We start from the raw sequence: 15,249 nt of genomic DNA on the forward strand, positions 1-15,249 counted from the left end.
TTCCCGTCGCCCCGGCCCGCGCGCTGGGAAACGTTTCCCACCCGGCCGGCCCGGCTGGGTAGCCTCGCGGGCATGAGGATCGGCATTGTGGGTGCCACCGGCCAGGTCGGTGGCGTGATGCGGCAGGTGCTGGCGGAACGCGAGTTCCCGGCGGAGCAGGTGCGGTTGTTCGCCTCGGCCCGGTCGGCCGGGCGCGCGCTGCCGTGGCGCGACGGCGAGGTCACGGTGGAGGACGCGGCCACCGCTGACTACCGTGGCCTGGACATCGTGCTCTTCTCGGCCGGCAAGAGCACCTCGAAGGAGCTGGCGCCCCGGGTCGTCGAGGCCGGCGCCGTGGTGATCGACAACTCGTCGGCGTACCGGATGGATCCGGCGGTGCCGCTGGTGGTCGCCGAGGTCAACCCGCACGCCCTCGCCGACCGGCCCAAGGGCATCGTGGCCAACCCGAACTGCACCACGATGGCCGCCATGCCGGTGCTGCGCCCGCTGCACGCCGAGGCCGGGCTGGTCAGCCTGGTCGTCGCCACCTACCAGGCGGTCTCCGGCGCAGGCCTGGCCGGGGTGGCCGAGCTGGACGACCAGGTCCGCAAGGTGGCCGAGGGCGCGAGCGCGCTCGCCTTCGACGGCGCCGCCGTCGAGTTCCCCGCGCCGCGCTCGTTCGCCGCCCCGATCGCGTTCAACGTGCTGCCGCTGGCCGGCTCGATCGTCGACGACGGCTCCGACGAGACCGACGAGGAGCAGAAGCTGCGCAACGAGAGCCGCAAGATCCTGGAGATCCCCGGGCTGAAGGTCTCCGGCACCTGTGTGCGGGTGCCCGTGTTCACCGGTCACTCGTTGCAGATCAACGCCCGGTTCGCCCGGCCGATCGACCCGGCCCGGGCCCGCGAGCTGCTCGACGGCGCGCCCGGGGTGACGCTGTGCGACGTGCCCACCCCGCTGACGGCGGCCGGCCAGGACCCGACGTTCGTCGGACGGATCCGGGCCGACGAGACGGTCGAGCACGGGTTGGCGCTGTTCTGCTCGAACGACAACCTGCGCAAGGGTGCGGCGCTCAACGCCGTACAGCTCGCCGAGCTGGTCGCCGCCGAGCGCTGACCCGCCCCGGGGCCGTCCGGCCCGCGTTACCCCGCCCGCGGCGGCGGGTAGACCGCGGTGCCGACACCGAGAGGGGAGCACCATGACAACGGTCGGAGAGTTCATGACGACCCGGTTGGTGACGATGGACGGCAACGACACGCTCACCGCGGCGGCGCAGGAGATGCGCGACAGCGCCATCGGCGACGTGGTGGTGACCGACGGCGACAACGTGGTCGGCATCGTCACGGACCGGGACATCACGGTCCGGGGCGTGGCCGAGGACCGTAACCCCGCCACCACCCGGCTCAACGAGATCACCAGCAAGGACGTGGTGACGGTGAGCCAGTACGACGACGCGGTGGCCGCCGCCGACCTGATGCGCACGTACGCGGTCCGCCGGCTCCCGGTCATCGAGGACGGGAAGCTGGTCGGCCTGGTGTCGATGGGTGACCTGGCGGTGGAGCGGGAACCCCAGTCGGTGCTCGCCGACATCAGCGCCGACGACCCCAACAACTGACCTGCAGACGCGGTGACGCCGCCCCCGGTTCGGGGGCGGCGTTCCGCGTGTCCGGTCCGGTTCGCCTCACCCGATCCGGGCGAGGTTGACCCGGGGGCGCGGCGGGGACCCGTGCGGTCGACGAGGAGGCCGCCGAGCGCGGGAGGAGTCACCTTCGATGGTGGACACGACCACGAGATTCTTCGAGGACCTGGACCGGCGCGGGTTCGAGCCGCTGCTGGTCAAGACGTCCGGGACGCTCCGGTTTGACCTTCATGAGGGCGCGCGGACCACGCACTGGCTGCTGGAGATCGACCGGGGCGACCTGCGGGTCCGGCAGGAGGACGGCGAGGCGGACACCGTGGTCGGCACCGAGCCCCGGCTGTTCGGGGCGCTCGTCGACGGCGAGGAGAACGCCATCGCCGCGTTGCTGCGCGGCGACATGACGGTCGTCGGCGACCTCCGGCTCGTGTTGCAGATCGAGCGCGTCTTTCCGGGCCCGCCGGACTCCCGCGGGCCGCGCCACGCATTCGCCAGGAGGGCCGCCTGATGGCCGGGAACAACACCGTCCGGATCCTGGACGGCAACACGTTCGTGGTCTCCGAGGACACCGGGGACATCGAGGCCACGCCGACGGAACCGACCGGGCTGTTCTCCCTCGACACGCGGTACCTGTCGAAGTGGGTGCTCACGGTCGACGGCGAGCGGCTCAACGCGCTCTCCTACGACGACCTCCAGTACTACGAGGCGCGGTTCTTCCTGGTGCCCGGCCAGGCCACGCACTACGTCGACGCGAAGCTGTCGGTCATCCGGGAGCGGGTGGTCGGCGGCAGCTTCCGGGAGACGGTGAGCGTGCTGAACCACGACGAGAACGCGGTCGACCTGGAGATCCGGATGGACGCCGGCGCCGACTTCGCCGACCTCTTCCAGGTCAAGGACGAGATCCTCAACAAGAAGGGCGAACTGTACGCCGAGGCGGAGCCGGACCGGCTGCGGCTGGGCTATCGGCGGGGGAACTTCAAACGGGAGACGATCGTCTCCGCGAACCAGCCGGCCCGGTACGACAACCGGGGCGTTTCCTGGAGCATCCACCTGGAACCCAACGAGCAGTGGGACGTCCTCATCGACGTGCAGACGTTCGCCATCGGCCCGGGTGGCCGGGACCTGCGGATCGGGCTGCGGGCACACGGCACCGAGCGGCTCGCGCTCCAGCACGACCTGGAGGAGTGGATCGACCGGGCCCCCAAGGTCAACAGCGAGCACGGCCGGGTCGCCGCGACCTACCAACGCAGCCTGGTCGACCTCGCCGCGCTGCGCTTCTCGCCGCTGTCGCTCGGCGGGCAGACGCTGCCTGCCGCCGGCCTGCCCTGGTTCATGACCATGTTCGGCCGGGACAGCATCCTCACCTGCCTCCAGGTGCTGCCGTTCGCGCCCGAGATGTCGAAGACCACGCTGCGCATTCTCGGCGCGCTCCAGGGCACCCGGTTCGACGACTTCCGGGACGAGGACCCGGGCCGGATCCTGCACGAGATGCGGTACGGCGAGACCGCCGCGTTCGAGGAGCAGCCGCACTCGCCCTACTACGGCTCGGTGGACGCGACCCCGCTGTTCGTGGTGCTGCTCGACGAGTACGAGCGGTGGAGCGGGGACGTGGCGCTGGTCAAGGAGCTGGAACGGGAGTGCCGCGCCGCGCTGAAGTGGATCGACGACTACGCCGACCTGGTCGGCAGCGGGTACATCTGGTACGAGCGGCGCAACACCGACACCGGCCTGGAGAACCAGTGCTGGAAGGACTCCTGGGACTCCATCTCGTACGCCGACGGCACGCTGCCGCCGTTCCCGCGGGCGAGCTGCGAGGTGCAGGGGTACGCGTACGACGCGAAGATGCGCGCCGCCCGCCTGGCCCGGGAGTTCTGGGGCGACCCCGCGTACGCCGATCAGTTGGAACGCGAGGCGGCGGAGCTGAAGGCGCGGTTCAACCGCGACTGGTGGGTCGCCGACGGCGGCTTCTACGCGCTCGCGCTGGACCCGGAGGGGCGGCAGTGCGACGTGCTCAGCTCCAACATCGGCCATCTGCTGTGGAGCGGCATCGTCGACGACGAGCGGGCGCCGCAGATCGCCGCGCACCTGGTCGGGCCGCGGCTCTGGTCCGGCTGGGGGGTGCGGACGCTGGCCGAGGGCGAGGTCCGCTACAACCCGATCGGCTACCACAACGGCACGATCTGGCCGTTCGACAACTCGTTCGTCGCCTGGGGTCTGCGTCGGTACGGTTTCGCCGAGGAGGCGGCCACGGTGGCCAACGGCATCCTGGACGCGGCCACCTACTTCGACGGCCGGCTGCCGGAGGCGTTCGGCGGCTACCAGCGGGAGCTGACCAAGTTCCCGGTGGAGTACCCGACCGCGTGCAGCCCGCAGGCCTGGTCGACCGGGGCGCCGCTGCTGCTGATCCGGACCATGCTGGGGCTGGAGCCGCACGAGGGACACCTGGCGGTGGACCCGCGGCTGCCGGTGGGCATGGGGCGGATCGAGGTGCTGGACATCCCGGGCCGCTGGGGTCGGGTGGACGCGTTCGCCCGCGGCCGGCTGGACCTGCACAACCTGGCCGGCTGACGCCGGGCCGGCTCAGTGGCCGGCGGGCGGCCCGTCGGCGTGCGCCTCGTTCGGCGGCAGCAGGCAGAACTCGTTGCCCTCCGGGTCGGCCAGCACGGTCCACCGGGGCAGCTCGCGGACCACCGTCGCGCCGGCCTCCAGCACGGCGGCGCGTTCCTCGGCGTCGCCGACCAGGTCCAGGTGGATCCGGCCGGGCGCGGGCAGCTCACCGGCCGGGCTGATCCACAGGTCCGGCCGCCGCCCGTGCGGGTCGCGCAGCAGCACCGCCTCGGCCGGCCCGAGCGTCCGGTCGGCGAGCTTCGCCCGGTCCGCCTCCGTCACCGGCAGCCCGCTGACCGCGCTCCAGAACGGGGCGAGCAGGTACGGATCACGGCAGTGGATGACGATCGCGGCGAGATCGGGCATACCACCGAACCTAGTCGGCCCGGGCCGCCGGCAGGACGGTGTCCAGGAACGCGGCGGTGACCGCGCGCAGGTCGGGGCGGGCCAGGTCGAGCGCGTGACCGCCGTGGGTGAGCCAGAGGTGCGTCGGGTGGCCGGCGGCGAGCAGCCGGCCGGCCAGCTCGACCGCCTGCGCGGCCGGCACCGGCACGTCGTCCCGGCCCTGCACCAGCAGCACCGGCACGCCGGCGCCGAGATGACTGGCGACGGTGGCGTCGGCGGTGGCCGGATCGCCGGCGGCCGGCGGATGCCCGAGCAGGTCGGCCCACGGGTCGTCACCCGGGGGCCGGCGGCGCCGCTGCTCGTCGTCGAGCGGGTCGACGGGCGCCCAGTACGCCAGCGCGGCCGTCACGTCTCCCGGCCGGTCCACCCCGCGCAGGGCCAGGTGCAGGGCGAGCGTCCCGCCGGCCGAGTCGCCGCCGACCAGCAGCGGCCGACCGCCCGCGGCGGCCCGGGCCGCCCGCGCGGCGGCGCGGACGTCGTCGAGCTGGGCCGGCCAGCGGGCCTCGTGCGAGAACCGGTAGTCGGCGGCGACCACCCGGAGGCCGAGTGACGCCAGCGCGGCGCCGTCCTCCGAGGAGCGGGCCCGCCAGCCGCCGCCGTGGATCCAGAGCAGCACGCCGCGTTCGGTCATCCTCCCATCGTGGTGGCGGCCGGACCGCTCCGCGACCCGGCTCTGCCCACGGCAGAGTGGCGCTACGGTCGGGTAACCTACGCGCGGTAAAGTTGCCGGATGCCGGAACTCGTGTACCCGCCCGTGATCACCGCCGCCAAGACGATGTTCCGCGCTCTCGACCTGCGCCTGGACGTGCGGGGCAGCCACCACGTGCCGCGCACCGGCGGGGCGGTGCTCGCGTCCAACCACGTGAGCTACCTCGACTTCATCTTCTGCGGCTACGGCGCGCACGAGTCCCGCCGGCTGGTCCGGTTCATGGCCAAGGAGAGCGTCTTCCGGCACCGGGTTTCCGGCCCGCTGATGCGCGGCATGAAGCACATCCCGGTCAACCGCGCCGCCGGCGCCGGGTCGTACGCCGCCGCGGTCGGCGCGCTGCGCCGGGGCGAGGTGGTCGGCGTCTTCCCGGAGGCGACGATCAGCCGGTCCTTCACCGTCAAGGACCTCAAGAACGGCGCGGCCCGGATGGCACAGGAGGCCGGCGTGCCGCTGCTGCCAGTGGCGCTCTGGGGCACCCAGCGGCTCTGGACCAAGGGGCGCCCGCGCACCCTGACCCGTCGGCACACCCCGATCACCATCCTGGTGGGGGAGCCGATGGACCCGGCCGCCTACCCGGACGCCACCGCCCTCACCGCCGACCTGCGCACCCGGCTGTCGGCGCTCGTCGACCGCGTCCAGCGGGACTACCCGGACCAGCCGGCCGGCCCGGACGACGCCTGGTGGCAGCCGGCCCACCTGGGCGGCGGCGCGCCCACCCCGGAGCGGGCCGTCGAGCTGGACCGCTCCGACCGCCGCTCCCGCAGCGCTTCCTGACCGTGTCGCCCGTGTCGCCCGTCTGGCGGGCAGATGGCCTGCCGGCCGTGCGGGAGGCGCCACGCCTCGCCGTGCGGGAGGCGCCGCGCCTTGCCGTGCGGGTCGCACCCCTTGCCGCGCGGGTCGGACCACTCCTTGCCACGCGGGCGGAAGAGAACAGTCCCGGCCGCCTACGAACTTGATGGCGAGAACGGGTCACGGTCCGCCGAGCTCGGTGGGGTGAACGCCCGGCTGACCGGACGGACGAGGCCGCGCCGAGCCTGGCTCGCTTCCGGCACGGGCTTACGCGCGTCGATTCCGGTCAGGGATGCGACACGGCCTGGAGATCTCCTGCGGCGGCGCCTCGGTGACGGTCGGCTTCGCGCGTGGGCCCGCCTCCCGGGCCCGGCCTCGCGGCGCGTGGCTCATGAGTCATCCATGCCATCAAGTTCGTAGGCCGCACGAACACGTGGACTGGGCCACGTCGGGTCTACCCGCGCGCCGATCGGCAGGACCAGGCGGACGACCCGCCGGTCGGACGGCCCTGCGCGGCCCCGGGCCGCATCGGGGGCACCACGACCGGCGAGGCGTCAGCAGGCGGAGCCGGGTCGGTCCCGGGCCAGGAAGTCGAACCGGGGCCCCAGCGCCTCCGCCGCCGGCTGACGGTAGTAGTCCTCGCGGGACAGGAACTCCACCGGCAGCGAACCGGGCAGCGTCACCACCCCCACCGTCGGGCCGGGGGAAGCGGCGACCCGGTTGGCGAGCGCGTCCCGCTCCGGCGGGGACAGGTCGACCAGATCGGCGTGGGCCAGCCGGAACCCGGCCACCGCGCGGCGTACCTGCCGGGCCAGCGCGGTGATCAGGGCGACCGGGCCGGTGAGCGCCAGCGCCGGCTGCCGGATGGTGCGCAGCGCGTCGCAGACCACCCGCAACTCAGCCGTGTCGTCGTCGATCTCGACCAGTTCCAGCCGGGACGGCCACTGCCAGCGGATCTGACCGCTGACCAGGCGGGACAGCCGGACCGGGCGCCGGTGCCGGGCGCCGGTCGGGCCGTCCCGCCCGGAGACCAGGGACAGCTCGGAGCCGGTGCAGAGGTACGCCAGCCGCCGGTCGGTCACGGTGACCGACGCCGCGTCGGGCAACGCCCAGCAGCGTTCGTCCTCGGTGGGGCCGAGCAGGTGACCGGTGACCGGCAGCCGGTGCTGGGCGAGCAGCCGCTCACCGGGGTCGAGCACCAGCGCGTAGCGCCGGTCGAGCAGGGGACGGCTGGGGTCGTCGTCGGCGTCGAAGCGGTGTGGCCCGATGAAGAAGGGTGCGGCGTCCTCCGGCACGGTACGACCTCCCGGGACGGTTGGCGGTACCGGTGAGCCTGACCGATCACCGGGGCCGCTGTCATGACACCCGTTAGGGGGTCGGCCGGTCGGCCGACGCCTGTGACCGGTAGATGCCGATCTCTTCCGGTCGGACGAGGCCGTCCTCGATCGCGCGGGCGAGCAGCGCCGCCTTGGTGGCCGCCGGACGCCCGGCCCGGGTGTACTTGATCCGGGCCCGGTCCACGTACTGCTTCACGGTGTGCTCGCTGATCTGCATCCGGCGCGCCACCGACGCCTTCGACATCGACTGGAACCACAGCAGCAGCGCCTCACGCTCCTTGTCCGACAGGGACGGCCGGTCCGGCCGGGCGTCGCCGACCATCGCGCCGGCCAGTGCCGGCGGCACGTACGGGCGGTCGCTCGCCGCCGCCAGCACGGTGGCCACGCAGTGTTCCCGCCCCTCGTGCTTGGCGAGGAACGCGACCGCGCCCGCGTCCAGCGCGGCCAGCATGGTCTGCGGGTCGGTGTGCTCGGAGTAGACCACCACCCGCCGCCCGGCGGCGCTCAGCTCGGCCAGCTTGTCGAGCACCATCCGCCCGTGCAGCCGCAGGTCGAGCAGCACCACCTCGGCCCCCGGCGCGGCCCGCAGCACCGTGTCGGGATCGTCGCCGGTCGCCAGCACCCGCAGCCGGGGCTCGGAGGAGAGCCAGGCGCGCACCCCGTCGATCACCACCGGGTGGTCGTCGACGATCGCCACCCCGACCGGTTGCCCGGCGTTCACGCCTGCCGCCAGCGGGTCTGCGTCCATCTGATCTCCCCGTCCCGCTCGTGCAGGTACGCCACCGGCCCGTCCCCGTCGGTCGGCGGCAGCGGATCGTCCGGGCCGTCGTGATCCGGTGTCACCAGGCTGACCACCACCTCGTCCGGGCCGGCGACCACCGTCAGCCGCGCCGCGCCGCGGGCGCCGGCGAGCGCCGCCGTGAGCGGGTCGGCCAGGGCCCGGCGCACGTCGACCGGCAGTTCCGGCGGCGTGCCGACCGCCACCAGCTCGATCGGCAGACCGTTCCGCTCGGCCAGGTCGGCGGCGGCCCGCAACTCGTGCAGCAGCGGGTCGGGCACGTCGTCGGACTCGGCGATCAGCCGGCGCAACCGGGCCGCGGCCAGCACCGCGCGGCGGCGTACCGCCGGGTCGGCCGGGTCGGCGTCGCCGGTCGCCAGCGCCGCCAGCACCTCCTCGGCGGTGCCACTGACCAGGGCGAGCCGGGCCTGCCGCTCGCTCCGGGCCCGCTCGGCGGCCTCCCGTTCGGCGGCCACGGCCAGCGTCGCCGCGGCGGTGCCGGCCCGGTCCCGGGCCAGCGCGGTGAGCGCCGCCGCGCCGGCGAAGACCGCCACCGGCAACGTGGAGGTGCCGTAGACGTACATCGCGTACCGGCTCAGGTCGGCCGGCGCGGTCGTGCCGTGCAGCACCACCGCCACCAGCGCGATCGTCGCGTGCGCGGCGAGCAGCGCCAGCAGCCAGCGCACCGGCCGCTGCCAGAGCACCAGCAGGAAGAACCAGGCCAGCCCGCCCCACACCCAGTTGGCGGTGGTGAACAGGAACCGCTCACCGGCCGCCGCGAAGACCGCCGCGTCGACCGCCAGCAGCACCGCGGCCAGCCGCCGGGCCGGGGGCAACCCACCACCCAGCAGGCGTACGCCGGTGGCGACGCCGACCAGCGCGGTCACCAGCCAGCCGGCCGCCACCACCGCCGGGGCGGCCATGCCGGGCCCCGCCGCCAGCACCGCCGGCAGGCTGACCGCCAGGTGCCAGGCCAACGCGATGCCGACCGCCACGAGCCGGGCGCCCCGGTCCGACGCGTCCGCCACGGCGTGCGCCTGGGGCACCGCCCCGGCCGTCCCGGCGCGTGCCACCGGCCGGAGCCGGGGCGCCGCGTCCACCGCCGGGCCGGTGTGCACCACGGTCCCGCCGGCCAGCGTCGTACCCGACTCAGTCGCCATCGGACCACTCCAGCCGGACCCGGGTGCCGGCGCCAGGGGCGGAAGTCACCACCGCCCGGCCGTCCACGGTGGCCATCCGCCCGTGGATCGACTCGCGCAGCCCGTACCGGTGGGCCGGAACCGTGGTCGGGTCGAAGCCGGGACCGTCGTCGGCCACCTCGACCACCACGGTGCCGTCGGCGCGGACCAGGCGCAGCGTGGTGGCCGCGCCCGGCGCGTGCCGGGCCACGTTGGCCAGCGCGGCGGCGGCGCTGTCGGCGAGCGCCGCGGCGACCTCCGCCGGCAGCCGGCACGGCGGCAGCGTCGCGGTCACCGTCAGCTCCGGCAGCCCGGCCAGCACCGTGCGCAGCCGCTCGTCGAGGTCCGCCTCGCCGGCCGCGGTCGCGGTCCGCGCCCCGGCCAGGGCGCTGAGCGTACGCAGATCCGCCGCGCACCGCTCGCGCAGCGCCACGGAACTGCCTCCGACCGCGCCCAGCCCGACCATGGTCAGCGTGCCGAGCACGGTGTCGTGCAGGTCCCGGTTGTGCCGTCGCTCCGCCTCGCGGGCGGCGCGCGCCACCACCGCCTCGCGGGACAGCCGCTGGTAGCCGGCGAACGCGGCGTCGGCCCGGCCGAGCCAGCCGCGCATCACCGCGGTCATCACCGCCGCGCAGCCGGTCTGCACCAGCAGCGTGCCGGTGTGCGCACGGGCCTCGACCGGGTTCCCGGCCAGCGTGGCGCCGGTCGCGTAGGCGGCGGTGACGAGCAGGCCGGCCGGCACCGACCAGCGGGCCGGCGCGGTGGCCTGCGCGTTGATCACGGTGGTGCTGGCCAGCACCGCCACCCAGCTCGCCTCACCGGGCAGCACCTCCGGCGCGACCAGCCACGGCACGGCCAGCGCGGTGGCGGTGGTCAACGCCACGTCGCCGGCCACCAACGCGCCGCCGACGCCGTGCCGGAACGCGCGGAACGCGTACCAGCCGGACCACGCGGTGAGCGCGACGACGGCCGGTACCAGCAGCGCCACCCGCACCGGTGCGGTCCGCACCGACAGGGCGACCACCGCGCCGACCAGCCCGCAGGTGAGCCGGAGCAGCGCCGGCAGCGTGGTGAAGATCAGCGTGAACGCGCCGCCGGCCGGACGGTCCAACGGGGACCGTGGCAGGGTCGTGGCGGCAGCCACCGGCATCGGGGAAGTGTCCTTCCGGCAGCGACCCGTCCGGGTCCGCACGGCATAGATTGACGCCGGAGAATAACACGCTTTGTCAGAACCCGTCACCCTCGGTACGCGATGCGTCGCTACCGGGACGGGAAAGCGGAGCCGAACCGTCCGGTTTTCGGGTCAGCCGTGCCGGCGCAGCCACTCCAGGGCCGACCCTCCGTGCCGGAGCACGGAGATGTGCCCGTCCTCGGGAAAACGGCGCAACTCGGCCGCCGGGCAACGGCCGGCCAGCCACTCGGAGTGCGCCACCGGCACGATGCCGTCGCGGTCGCCGTGCAGCAGCAGCACCGGCCGCGCCACGTCGGCCGGATCGAAACCCCACGGGCGCACGTACGCCAGATCGTCGTCGATCAGCCCGCCCGGGCCGGACACGAGCGCCGGGCCGACCACGCTGTTAAACCAGGACCACTCGGCCTGCAACGCGGCCAGGTCAGTGTCGGTGAACCCGAAATCGTACGACTCGTCGGCGGCCTCGTGCGCCTCCTTGGCCGCCCGCCCGGCGGCGGCGGCCCGCAGCGACGCCGCCCCGGACGGCGCCATGCCGGCGAACCAGTCCAGCCCGGCCGCGCCGTACGGCGCCAACCCGGCGCCGGCCGCCACCGCGACCACCCGCTCCGGCAGCAGCGCGCCGCAGGCCAGCGCGTGCGGACCACCGCCGGAGTGACCCATCACGGCGAACCGGTCGAGGCCCAACGCGTCGGCCACCGCGGCCACGTCGGACGCCACCGATGCGACGTCGCGATCCGGCAGCGGGGTGGAGCCGCCGTAGCCGGGCCGGTCGTGCGACACCCAGCGCAGCCCGAGACGGTCGGCGGCGGCGAACAGCGGGGCTGGTGGAGCGCCCACGTTCGGCGTGCCGTGGTGCCAGAACACGGGCAGCCGGCCCGCCCCGCCGGTGTCGTAGACGTGCAGGACGCGGCCGTCGGGCCGGCGGAGATCCGTCTCGGTCACCATGGACGGACCCTAGCGGTGACCGCCGACACTCCCACCCGCGCGGATGCGGACGTGGTGCACTCTCCGGATGACCCCACCCCCGGCACCTCTTCCACCCGGCGTCGACGCGCGACTCGCCGACGAGCGCAACGTCTGGCTGTGCACGCTGCGTCCGGACGGCTCCCCGCACCTGACGCCGGTCTGGTTCGTCCACGCCGACGGCGTCTGGTGGGTCGGCTGCGAGGCCGGCAGCGTCAAGGCCCGGAACGTGGCGGCGGACCCGCGCGTCTCCCTGGCGCTGGAGGGCGGCGACCACCCGGTCGTCGCGGAGGGCGCCGCCCGGCTGCACCGCGGCGACTTCCCACCCGCCGTCGTCGCCGCCTTCGCCGACAAGTACGCGGGCTGGGACATCCGGAAGCCCGTCACCCCGGACGGGACACGGGTCCTGCTGGAGATCCCGGTCCGGCGGTGGCTGCTCGCCGGCACGGCACGCTAGCGCCTCCGACCCGCCAGGGCGTCATGTCCAGGTGCGGATAACGCTGGGCCACACCGGCGACGGTCTCGGCGGTCCAGTAGGGGTGACCCGGTGGCGGGAAGCCGAACAACGCGAGCTGCGCCGGGGTCGCCCGGCTGACGAAGCCGTACCAGCCGGGCTCGTGACTCCGTCCGGCCCAGGCGTGCCGGTCGCCCCACCCGACGGCGGCCGGCCGGAAGCAGAGATGCATGGTGTAGCGCGCCCCGCGTGGCGTGGTCATGGCGGTGCCCCGATGGAACGTGCCGGGCCGGAACGCGACCACCGTGCCCGCCGGACCGGCGCCGGACACCTCCGCCTCGTAGAGATGCGGACTGCCGGTCGGCGCGACGAAGTCGCCGAACCTCTCGCCCACGTCCGTTCGGGGATACCAGTTCGGCTTGGCCGGCAGGTCCCGGGTGTGCCGCGTGGACAGCAGGTGCGGCGGGCCGAGGCCCTCGGGCACGTCGACGAGGTAGACGAACATCTCCACCTGCCGGAACCCGGAAGCGTCCGTCGGCACCAGCAGGGTGTGGTTCAGGTAGTCGCGGTGCAACTCCTGGTCGTAGTCGGCCGCTCCGGTGAACTTCGCCCACGCCTCGGCCGAGGAGACCCGGAGATCGTCGGTACGCAGCAACGTGCGTGCCAGGCGCACCAGGCGGTCACCGGTCGCCAGCAGGCTGAGCGCCACGCTGTCGAACGGGAACCCCTGGATGCCGGCGAACTCGTTGTCGAGGTAGCGGGCCCGACGCGGATCCGTCCCGTCGTGGAAGCCCGCCGGCGACGGGAACATGCTCTCCAGCTCGCCGAGCGCCGACGCCAGTTCGGCTGCCGGAAGGAAGCCGGGCAGGACGACGAAGCCGTCTGCCTCCCACGTGTCCCGGAGGGTGTCATCGTCCACCGGGGCAGTATTCCGACGGATCCACGGGTGTGCATCTGATTTGGCGCCGGTCGTGGTAGACCGGTACGAGAGTCCGGACGGGGGAGGACGACAGTGGAACAGCGTGCCTTCTGGCTCGACGAGAACGTCGACCGGGAGCGCGGCGCCGACGGGCGCGGTCGCTTCGAGAACGAGGTGCTCCGGCGTACCGACGAATTCGCCGCCACGTGGGGTGACATCGCGCCGGTCGCCTTCGCCGCGACGGCCTGGCGGCTTGCCACCGGGCTGACCCCCGGCTATGTCCGCTGGCACCGGCGGATCGTGTCGGCGACCTGCGCGCCGAGCCCGTGGGACGGCAGCCTGATCGGTGCCGTCTCGGTGGTGTCCCGATGGCCGGCTGAACTCACCTGGACCCGGCAGTGGCAACGCGACCGGGGATGGCGGGACTGGCCGCAAATGTTCGGCCAGTACACGACGCCGACCGACCAGGACCTGACCCGCAGCCCGCACCTGCGTGCCACGCTTCAGGTGGAGGCGCCGATCCCGCTCGGGGACCTGCCGCCCGCTCCCGACGGTCCGGAGGATTCCGTGGCGTTCGCGGCCCGGCGCGCGGTCGTGGTGCTGACGCGGGAACTCGACGAACTGCTCGGCCCGGTGATCGGTCAACTGGAGGCCGGCGTGCCGGCGAAGGGTGCCTGACCCGTCCCGAAACGAGGCCGACCGTGCCCGCCGACCCCGAGGATCCTGTATGTCGACCGAACCGGAGCCGGGCCTCGCGCCCGCGCACGTGGGACCCCGCCACACCGGGGACGAGCCGATCATGATGACGGTCGACGGGCAGGAGTTTCGGGTCAGCAGGCGGGTCGGGCGTCCCGTCACCTACGACTTCGACTGGTTGAGTGGGCCGCACGACTACGGCTTCACGAGCTCCGGACCGGCGATGACCCGGGCGGAGATGGCGGAGGCCATCCGCGCCTTCCTCCGGGACATCGACCCGGTCACCGGCTACCTGCGGGAGTAGCGGTCGTGCGTCCCGGCTGGGCGTGGACGAGCCAGGCGGTCTGCTCGATGTGTCGCGGGTCTACCGCAGGGCGGCTGCCGGCTGGACGCACCTTTAATCCGGCCGGGGACAACCCGGCCGGATGTCCGAAGGAATGGTCAGTCGCGCACCCGTACGACGCAGTACGTGGTGTCGGGAGTCGCGGGTACGGACAACCGCGCGTTGACCGCGTACAGGCTTGAGCCGAAGGAAACCACAGCCGACGGCTCGTCGAGGTCGCAGTCCCGGATCACGTCGACCGGCGTGGCCCGGGTGAGCTGCTCGTCGAGACGGAACTTGGCGATCACGTTGTTCCGGTTGCGCACCACGTACAGCGTGCGCCCCCGGAGCAGGAGACCGTCGCCGTTGGCCACCGACACACCGCCCGTGCTGATCCGGGCGGCCATGCCCGCGTGGGGATCGAAGCAGTAGAGCCGCCCGGTCCTGGCCTGCACCACGATGAGCTTGCCCGCCCACGCGGCGACGATGCCCGTGTTGCAGGCGTCGGGGTCACCGAGCCCGGCCGGCAACGGCAGCGCGCGTACGCCCGACTGCCCGGGCAACGACCCGTGGCGGCCGAACTCCACGCAGTAGACCTTGGCCTTCTCCGAGTCGGTGAAGAACACGGCCTTGTTCGTGGCGGCCACGCCGTCGATGAACCCGCCGTCGAAGTCGTACGTCGCCAGGCACTCACCTGTCGACTCGCCGTAGACGGCCGCGCCGCCCATGTTGCCGCAGGCCGCCCAGATCCGGCCCCGTTCGACGGCCAGCCCCGTCGCCTGGGTGCCGGCCACCGGCGGTACGAGTAGCATCCCGTGGCCGGTACGGAGGTCGGCGCACCAGACGCAACCGTCGGTCATCGAGCTGACGTAGATCTTCGTGCCGGTGCCGCGGGCGATGCCCTCCGGGCAGAACCCGTTCGGCAGGTTGATCACCGAGGGATATCGGCCGTTCCGATGGTGGGCCGAGGCCGGCGCCGCGCCGATGGCGACCCCGACGGGCGCGGCAACGGCCGCGGCCAAGAGCGTTCGTCTGTGCACTGTCGTGCTCCTTCGCTAGGCGAGCGAACACATATATGGGTATCTGTGGATCAAGTGCCCGAGCTACCTCACCGTTGCTCGACAGGTGGCCGCCCGGAGCCCACGAAGCGCCTTGTCGGGGTTAGTCCTTGTCGCCTCTGGCGAGGTGGCCCGTTCCGGGCTGAAAATCGTGTCGGTCGCTCGCTGACGTCGTCGCTCCTTGGTCCGTGTGAGGTCGTGGGTTAGTCGGACGCTGGTAGCCGCGT

At 73.8% G+C, this 15,249-nt stretch carries 17 protein-coding genes; 8 read left to right on the forward strand and 9 right to left on the reverse strand.

The window, feature by feature from the left end; all coding sequences use genetic code 11:
• Positions 1-72 precede the first annotated feature (72 nt).
• The 4 genes from C8054_RS13230 (at position 73) to C8054_RS13245 (ending at position 4,183) form a co-directional block, all read left to right on the forward strand.
• Positions 73-1,095 carry an aspartate-semialdehyde dehydrogenase gene (locus C8054_RS13230; RefSeq protein WP_107157086.1) on the forward strand — a complete coding sequence of 341 codons (1,023 nt, stop codon included), beginning with the start codon at positions 73-75 and terminating at the stop codon, positions 1,093-1,095.
• An 82-nt stretch (positions 1,096-1,177) separates the two neighbouring features.
• Positions 1,178-1,594: a CBS domain-containing protein gene (locus C8054_RS13235; protein WP_107157087.1), complete on the forward strand. Its 417-nt coding sequence runs from the start codon at positions 1,178-1,180 to the stop codon at positions 1,592-1,594.
• Between the two features lie 157 nt (positions 1,595-1,751).
• On the forward strand, positions 1,752-2,123 hold the full coding sequence (locus C8054_RS13240) for an SCP2 sterol-binding domain-containing protein (protein WP_107157088.1): 372 nt from the start codon (positions 1,752-1,754) through the stop codon (positions 2,121-2,123).
• Positions 2,123-4,183 (forward strand): glycogen debranching N-terminal domain-containing protein, encoded by a 2,061-nt coding sequence (locus C8054_RS13245; protein ID WP_107157089.1) that lies wholly within the window; start codon positions 2,123-2,125, stop codon positions 4,181-4,183. The genes C8054_RS13240 and C8054_RS13245 overlap by 1 nt, the downstream gene beginning before the upstream one ends.
• Positions 4,184-4,195: 12 nt before the next feature.
• On the opposite strand, the gene C8054_RS13250 is transcribed toward C8054_RS13245, so the two are convergent.
• Together C8054_RS13250 and C8054_RS13255 are read right to left on the reverse strand one after the other, a co-directional pair.
• Entirely contained in the window at positions 4,196-4,588 is a 393-nt protein-coding gene (locus tag C8054_RS13250) for a VOC family protein (protein WP_107157090.1), read from the reverse strand.
• 10 nt (positions 4,589-4,598) lie between these two features.
• Positions 4,599-5,258 carry an alpha/beta hydrolase gene (locus tag C8054_RS13255; protein WP_107157091.1) on the reverse strand — a complete coding sequence of 220 codons (660 nt, stop codon included), beginning with the start codon at positions 5,256-5,258 and terminating at the stop codon, positions 4,599-4,601.
• Positions 5,259-5,357: 99 nt separating this feature from the next.
• Between C8054_RS13255 and C8054_RS13260 the strand changes: the two genes are divergently transcribed.
• Positions 5,358-6,110, forward strand: coding sequence for a 1-acyl-sn-glycerol-3-phosphate acyltransferase (locus C8054_RS13260; protein WP_107157092.1), 753 nt, complete (start codon positions 5,358-5,360; stop codon positions 6,108-6,110).
• A gap of 569 nt (positions 6,111-6,679) precedes the next feature.
• On the opposite strand, the gene C8054_RS13265 is transcribed toward C8054_RS13260, so the two are convergent.
• From C8054_RS13265 to C8054_RS13285, 5 genes are all read right to left on the reverse strand, one after another.
• The gene (locus C8054_RS13265) at positions 6,680-7,420 is read right to left on the reverse strand and encodes a hypothetical protein (protein WP_107157093.1); all 741 of its coding nucleotides are present in this window, start codon (positions 7,418-7,420) and stop codon (positions 6,680-6,682) included.
• A 73-nt stretch (positions 7,421-7,493) separates the two neighbouring features.
• Positions 7,494-8,210, reverse strand: coding sequence for a response regulator transcription factor (locus C8054_RS13270; protein WP_107157094.1), 717 nt, complete (start codon positions 8,208-8,210; stop codon positions 7,494-7,496).
• Positions 8,180-9,400 carry a hypothetical protein gene (locus C8054_RS13275; protein ID WP_107157095.1) on the reverse strand — a complete coding sequence of 407 codons (1,221 nt, stop codon included), beginning with the start codon at positions 9,398-9,400 and terminating at the stop codon, positions 8,180-8,182. Before C8054_RS13275 ends, C8054_RS13270 begins: the two co-directional genes overlap by 31 nt.
• On the reverse strand, positions 9,390-10,568 hold the full coding sequence (locus tag C8054_RS13280) for a sensor histidine kinase (protein WP_107157096.1): 1,179 nt from the start codon (positions 10,566-10,568) through the stop codon (positions 9,390-9,392). Before C8054_RS13280 ends, C8054_RS13275 begins: the two co-directional genes overlap by 11 nt.
• 153 nt (positions 10,569-10,721) lie before the next feature.
• On the reverse strand, positions 10,722-11,555 hold the full coding sequence (locus tag C8054_RS13285) for an alpha/beta fold hydrolase (protein ID WP_107157097.1): 834 nt from the start codon (positions 11,553-11,555) through the stop codon (positions 10,722-10,724).
• A 67-nt stretch (positions 11,556-11,622) separates the two neighbouring features.
• Here C8054_RS13285 and C8054_RS13290 point away from each other — a divergent pair, with 67 nt between their 5' ends.
• Positions 11,623-12,030: a pyridoxamine 5'-phosphate oxidase family protein gene (locus C8054_RS13290; protein WP_107157098.1), complete on the forward strand. Its 408-nt coding sequence runs from the start codon at positions 11,623-11,625 to the stop codon at positions 12,028-12,030.
• Here C8054_RS13290 and C8054_RS13295 read toward each other — a convergent pair.
• A complete protein-coding gene (locus C8054_RS13295; RefSeq protein ID WP_158273846.1) occupies positions 11,957-12,946 on the reverse strand; it encodes a phytanoyl-CoA dioxygenase family protein in 990 nt (329 codons plus the stop codon). The two genes, C8054_RS13290 and C8054_RS13295, sit on opposite strands and share 74 nt — an antisense overlap.
• A gap of 93 nt (positions 12,947-13,039) precedes the next feature.
• On the opposite strand from C8054_RS13295, the gene C8054_RS13300 reads away from it, so the two are divergent.
• Positions 13,040-13,624, forward strand: a complete 585-nt coding sequence (locus C8054_RS13300) for a hypothetical protein (RefSeq protein ID WP_107157099.1) — start codon at positions 13,040-13,042, stop codon at positions 13,622-13,624.
• A 49-nt stretch (positions 13,625-13,673) separates the two neighbouring features.
• Positions 13,674-13,946: a hypothetical protein gene (locus C8054_RS13305; RefSeq protein WP_199199730.1), complete on the forward strand. Its 273-nt coding sequence runs from the start codon at positions 13,674-13,676 to the stop codon at positions 13,944-13,946.
• Positions 13,947-14,083: 137 nt separating this feature from the next.
• Here C8054_RS13305 and C8054_RS13310 read toward each other — a convergent pair whose 3' ends face one another.
• Positions 14,084-14,899, reverse strand: a complete 816-nt coding sequence (locus C8054_RS13310; protein ID WP_146179915.1) for a superoxide dismutase — start codon at positions 14,897-14,899, stop codon at positions 14,084-14,086.
• Positions 14,900-15,249: the final 350 nt, after the last annotated feature.

This window comes from Micromonospora sp. RP3T (genome assembly GCF_003027925.1).
Taxonomy (GTDB): domain Bacteria; phylum Actinomycetota; class Actinomycetes; order Mycobacteriales; family Micromonosporaceae; genus Micromonospora.

Excerpts from the sequence above, each read along its gene's own strand:
- C8054_RS13230 (WP_107157086.1), top strand. The coding sequence starts at position 73 with ATGAGGATCGGCATTGTGGGTGCCACCGGCCAGGTCGGTGGCGTGATG.
- C8054_RS13235 (WP_107157087.1), top strand. The coding sequence starts at position 1,178 with ATGACAACGGTCGGAGAGTTCATGACGACCCGGTTGGTGACGATGGAC.
- C8054_RS13240 (WP_107157088.1), top strand. The coding sequence starts at position 1,752 with ATGGTGGACACGACCACGAGATTCTTCGAGGACCTGGACCGGCGCGGG.
- C8054_RS13245 (WP_107157089.1), top strand. The coding sequence starts at position 2,123 with ATGGCCGGGAACAACACCGTCCGGATCCTGGACGGCAACACGTTCGTG.
- C8054_RS13250 (WP_107157090.1), bottom strand. The coding sequence starts at position 4,588 with ATGCCCGATCTCGCCGCGATCGTCATCCACTGCCGTGATCCGTACCTG.
- C8054_RS13255 (WP_107157091.1), bottom strand. The coding sequence starts at position 5,258 with ATGACCGAACGCGGCGTGCTGCTCTGGATCCACGGCGGCGGCTGGCGG.
- C8054_RS13260 (WP_107157092.1), top strand. The coding sequence starts at position 5,358 with ATGCCGGAACTCGTGTACCCGCCCGTGATCACCGCCGCCAAGACGATG.
- C8054_RS13270 (WP_107157094.1), bottom strand. The coding sequence starts at position 8,210 with ATGGACGCAGACCCGCTGGCGGCAGGCGTGAACGCCGGGCAACCGGTC.
- C8054_RS13275 (WP_107157095.1), bottom strand. The coding sequence starts at position 9,400 with ATGGCGACTGAGTCGGGTACGACGCTGGCCGGCGGGACCGTGGTGCAC.
- C8054_RS13280 (WP_107157096.1), bottom strand. The coding sequence starts at position 10,568 with ATGCCGGTGGCTGCCGCCACGACCCTGCCACGGTCCCCGTTGGACCGT.
- C8054_RS13285 (WP_107157097.1), bottom strand. The coding sequence starts at position 11,555 with ATGGTGACCGAGACGGATCTCCGCCGGCCCGACGGCCGCGTCCTGCAC.
- C8054_RS13290 (WP_107157098.1), top strand. The coding sequence starts at position 11,623 with ATGACCCCACCCCCGGCACCTCTTCCACCCGGCGTCGACGCGCGACTC.
- C8054_RS13305 (WP_199199730.1), top strand. The coding sequence starts at position 13,674 with ATGTCGACCGAACCGGAGCCGGGCCTCGCGCCCGCGCACGTGGGACCC.